Source organism: Micromonospora globispora, assembly GCF_003857015.1.
In the GTDB taxonomy this organism is placed as follows: Bacteria; Actinomycetota; Actinomycetes; order Mycobacteriales; family Micromonosporaceae; genus Micromonospora; species Micromonospora globispora.
Window position 1 is genome coordinate 1 of sequence record NZ_QGGF01000077.1, and the last position, 4,457, is coordinate 4,457.

A 4,457-nucleotide genomic window follows, 5' to 3' on the forward strand; every position below is an offset into this window, starting at 1 on the left:
GCGCCGAAGGTGGGCGCCCGGCCGGTCGGCAAGCGGCCGACCGGCACCCGGGGTGGCCGTCCCACCGGGGGCGGCGGCAATCGGCCGGGCGGTGCGAAGCGCCGCTGACCGGCCGGAGGGGACGTACCCGGTAGCAACCGGTGACCCGGCGTCCTTCATGCTGTGCGAGCAGCATGAAGGACGCCGTCGTCGTACGAAGGGGAGCGGAAAGCGCCGTGACGGAGACCCACAGCACCGCGGTACGGGGAGACAGCGGCCCGGAGGTGGCCCAGCTGGTGGCCAGCCGGGTGCTGGACGTGCCGGACTTCCCGAAGCCCGGAGTGATGTTCAAGGACCTGATGCCGCTCTTCGCCGACGGCGACGTGTTCCGTGAGGTGATCGACGGGATCGTCGCGCACCACGGTCGGGACGCCTTCGACATCGTGGTCGGCATCGAGGCCCGGGGCTTCGTCATCGCCGCCGCCATCGCGTACGCCACCGGGGTGGGCGTGGTCCCGGTCCGCAAGGCCGGGAAGCTGCCCCGCCCCGCGTACTCGGCCTCGTACGAGCTGGAGTACGGCGAGGCGACCCTGGAGGTGCACCAGGACGCGTTCACCGCCGGGCACCGGGTGCTGGTGGTCGACGACGTGCTCGCCACCGGCGGCACCGCCGAGGCGACCCTCGACCTGGTGGAGCGGGCCGGGGGCACGGTCGCCGGCTTCACCGTGCTGCTGGAGTTGGGCTTCCTGGAGGGCCGCAAGCGGCTCGCCCCGCGTCCGGTCCATGCCCTGCTGACCGTTTGATACCGGCGCCGTCGGACGGACCCGGTGCGGTCCGTCCGGCGGAGCGGCGGGGGACCCTGCCTGCGGGTAGCATTGCCCTTTGCTGAGTCGGCGGGCGACCGTCCGCCCGGCGGCAGGACGGCCGGCGCGAGGCCGGCGCGGAACAACGCCGGCCCGGTGGCCGGTTGCACAGAACGTCGGCCGTACGGCCGGCGCATCCCCGGCGAGCGGTGAGGAGGCCGGTGTCCCACGATGTCGTCCCTCCGGTGGAGGGCACGGTGCACCCGACAGGCGACGCGGACGGCTCGGTGACCGAGCGGAGCGGGAACCCGCCGGCCCGGGTGACCGGCTCCGGTAACGGCGTCGGCCCGGACGCGACGGCGGACGGCGGCACGTCGTCCGGCGACGGGGTCGTGGTGCCGTTCCCTGACGGCTCGGGTGATCCCTCGCCGAGCGGCGGCTTCGCGCTCTCCAACGCCCCGACCGGGCGGCGGGTCCGGGCCCGGCTGGCCCGGTTCAACGCGCCCTGGCAGACCTCGCAGGTCAGCGAGGTGCTGGAGCCGCTGATCGCGACCCACCGGGAGAATCACCCCAAGGCCGATGCCCGGCTGCTCCAGCGGGCGTTCGACACGGCGGCGCGCTGGCACTCCGGTCAGTACCGCAAGTCGGGTGACCCGTACATCACGCACCCCCTGGCGGTGGCCACCATCCTGGGCAACCTGGGGATGGACACCACCACACTGGTCGCCGCGCTGCTGCACGACACCATCGAGGACACGGAGTACACCCTCGACCAGATGCGGGCGGACTTCGGCGGCGAGGTGGCCCTGCTGGTCGACGGCGTGACCAAGCTCGACAAGGTGAAGCTGGGCGACGCGGCCAAGGCGGAGACGATCCGCAAGATGGTCGTGGCGATGGCCAAGGACCCGCGGGTGCTGGTGATCAAGCTCGCCGACCGGCTGCACAACATGCGTACCCTCACCTTCCTGCCCCGCCCCAAGCAGGAGCAGAAGGCGAAGGAGACGCTGGAGATTCTGGCCCCGCTGGCCCACCGCCTCGGTATGAACACCATCAAGTGGGAGCTGGAGGATCTGGCCTTCGGCACGCTGTTCCCGAAGCGGTTCGAGGAGATCAACCGGCTGATCGGGGAGCACCAGCCGCAGCGCGAGGCGCTGCTGAAGCAGGTCACCCAGAAGGTCCAGGTGGACCTCAAGTCCGCCAAGATCAAGGCGGAGGTCACCGGCCGGCCGAAGCACCTCTACTCGATCTACCAGAAGATGATCGTGCGGGGTCGCGACTTCAACGACATCTACGACCTGGTCGGGGTGCGGATCCTGGTCGACACGGTGCGGGACTGCTACGCGGCGCTGGGCGTCATCCACGCCAACTGGCAGCCGGTGCCGGGCCGGTTCAAGGACTACATCGCCATGCCCAAGTTCAACATGTACCAGTCGTTGCACACGACGGTCATCGGGCCCACCGGCAAACCGGTGGAGATGCAGATCCGCACGTACGCCATGCACCGCACCGCCGAGTTCGGCATCGCCGCGCACTGGAAGTACAAGGAGCACAAGGGCACCCAGATCGTCGGGCCGCCGGCGCACATCGACGAGATGACCTGGCTGCGCCAGCTGCTGGACTGGCAGCGGGAGGCGGCCGACCCGAGCGAGTTCCTGGACGCGCTCCGGTTCGACCTGTCCAGCCAGGAGGTGTACGTCTTCACCCCGAAGGGTGACGTCATCCCGCTGCCGACCGGGTCGACGCCGGTGGACTTCGCGTACGCGGTGCACACCGAGGTCGGGCACAAGTGCATCGGTGCCCGGGTCAACGGCAAGCTGGTGCCGCTGGAGTCGACGCTCTCCAACGGCGACGTGATCGAGATATTCACCTCGAAGTCCGACACGGCCGGCCCGACGCAGGACTGGCTCGGCTTCGTCAAGAGCCCCCGCGCCCGCACCAAGATCCGCCAGTACTTCAACAAGGAGCGCCGCGAGGAGGCGATCGAGGCCGGCAAGGACTCGATCGTCAAGGCGATGCGCAAGCAGGGCATGCCGCTGCAGCGCATGCTCACCTCGGACGCGCTGATGGCGATCGCCCGGGACCTGCACCTGGCCGACGTCGCCTCGCTCTACGCGGCGGTCGGCGACAGCCAGGTCTCCGCCCAGTCGGTCGTGCAGAAGCTGATGGCCGCGTACGGCGGCGAGGAGGGCGCGGCGGAGGACATCGCCGAGACCGCCGTCGCCACCCGGCCGCCGCGCAGCCGGCAGAGCAGCGCGGACCCGGGCGTGGTCGTCCGGGGCGTCAGCGACGTGTGGATCAAGCTGGCCCGCTGCTGCACCCCGGTGCCGCCGGATGCCGTCTTCGGCTTCGTCACCCGCTCCGGCGGGGTGAGCGTGCACCGGGACGACTGCGCCAACGCCGAGGACCTGCGCGCGCAGAGCGAGCGGGTGGTCGAGGTGAGCTGGAAGCTCACGTCGGCGTCGACCTTCCTGGTGGCGATCCAGGTGGAGGCGCTGGACCGGCACAAGCTGCTCGCCGACGTGACCCGGGTGCTCTCCGACGAGCGGGTCAACATCCTCTCCGCGACGGTCACCACCACCCGGGACCGGGTGGCGGTGAGCCGGTTCAGCTTCGAGATGGCCGACCCGAAGCACCTGGGCCACCTGCTGGCCGCGGTGCGCAAGGTCGACGGGGTCTTCGACGCGTACCGGGTCACCTCGGGCGCCTGAGCCACAGCAACGAGAAGCGCCCGCCGGCTGCTGCCGGCGGGCGCTTCGTCGTACGGGTCGGGCTCAGCCCTGGATGTCGCTCATCGCCAGCTTCTTGATGACGATCTCCTTCTTCGGATGACCGTCGCCGGGCTGGTTGGCGTTGTCGCTGCCCGCGGCGGCGACCTGCTTCACCAGGTCCATTCCGCCGGTGATCGTGCCGAGCACGGTGTAGCTGGGGTCGAGCTGGGAGTCGCCGTAGACGATGAAGAACTGGCTGCCCGTGCTCCCCGGCTCCTGGGTCTTGGCCATCGCGATCACGCCCTCCGGGTAGGCGGGACGCTGGTCGGTCGGCAGGTTCTCCTCCGCCATCCGGTAGCTCGGGCCGCCGGTGCCGTCGGTCTTTCGCCAGCCCTTGCCGGTGACGCTCGGGTCGCCGCACTGGAGCACCTTGATGCCTTCGGTCACCAGCCGGTGGCACTTGGTGTTGTCGAAGAAGCCCTTGCTGGCCAGGTGGGTGAAGCTGCCCGCGGTGCAGGGCACCTTCGCCCGGTCGATCTTCGCGGTGACCGGGCCCAGGTTGGTGTCGAGCGTCATGGTCTGGGTGCCGGTGTCCTGCTGCTGGGCCGGCGGCAGCCCGACATCCTTGACCTGGCCGGCCGCGCCGTCCTTGGGGACCTCGGTGAACGCGCACTGCGCGTAGCCCGGGGTGCCGTCGGCGGCGTTCTGCTTCTTGTCGTCGTCGCCGAGCGCGCTCACCAGCCAGATGGTGCCGGCCACCACGAGCAGCAGCGCCGCCGCGGAACCGACGATCGCCTGCGTCCGCCGGCGCTTGCGGGCCTGGGCCGCGCGCTCGGCCATCTCCCGCTCGAGTCGGGCCCGCGCCGCCGCGCGCTGCCGCTCTCTCGTGGACGTCACGGTCACTCCTTACGAAAACTTCTCGGGCGCGGACGATGCCGCTGCGGTGGGTGGGCGGGCCGGGTCAGCC

At 70.9% G+C, this 4,457-nt stretch carries 3 protein-coding genes; 2 read left to right on the plus strand and 1 reads right to left on the minus strand.

The window, feature by feature from the left end:
• Positions 1-215 precede the first annotated feature (215 nt).
• Both DKL51_RS02985 and DKL51_RS02990 read left to right on the plus strand, forming a co-directional pair.
• Positions 216-782 carry an adenine phosphoribosyltransferase gene (locus DKL51_RS02985; RefSeq protein ID WP_109947999.1) on the plus strand — a complete coding sequence of 189 codons (567 nt, stop codon included), beginning with the start codon at positions 216-218 and terminating at the stop codon, positions 780-782.
• A 221-nt stretch (positions 783-1,003) separates the two neighbouring features.
• Positions 1,004-3,490, plus strand: coding sequence for a RelA/SpoT family protein (locus tag DKL51_RS02990; RefSeq protein ID WP_109947998.1), 2,487 nt, complete (start codon positions 1,004-1,006; stop codon positions 3,488-3,490).
• Positions 3,491-3,553: 63 nt separating this feature from the next.
• On the opposite strand, the gene DKL51_RS02995 is transcribed toward DKL51_RS02990, so the two are convergent.
• Entirely contained in the window at positions 3,554-4,387 is an 834-nt protein-coding gene (locus DKL51_RS02995) for a peptidylprolyl isomerase (protein WP_109947997.1), read from the minus strand.
• Positions 4,388-4,457 lie beyond the last annotated feature (70 nt).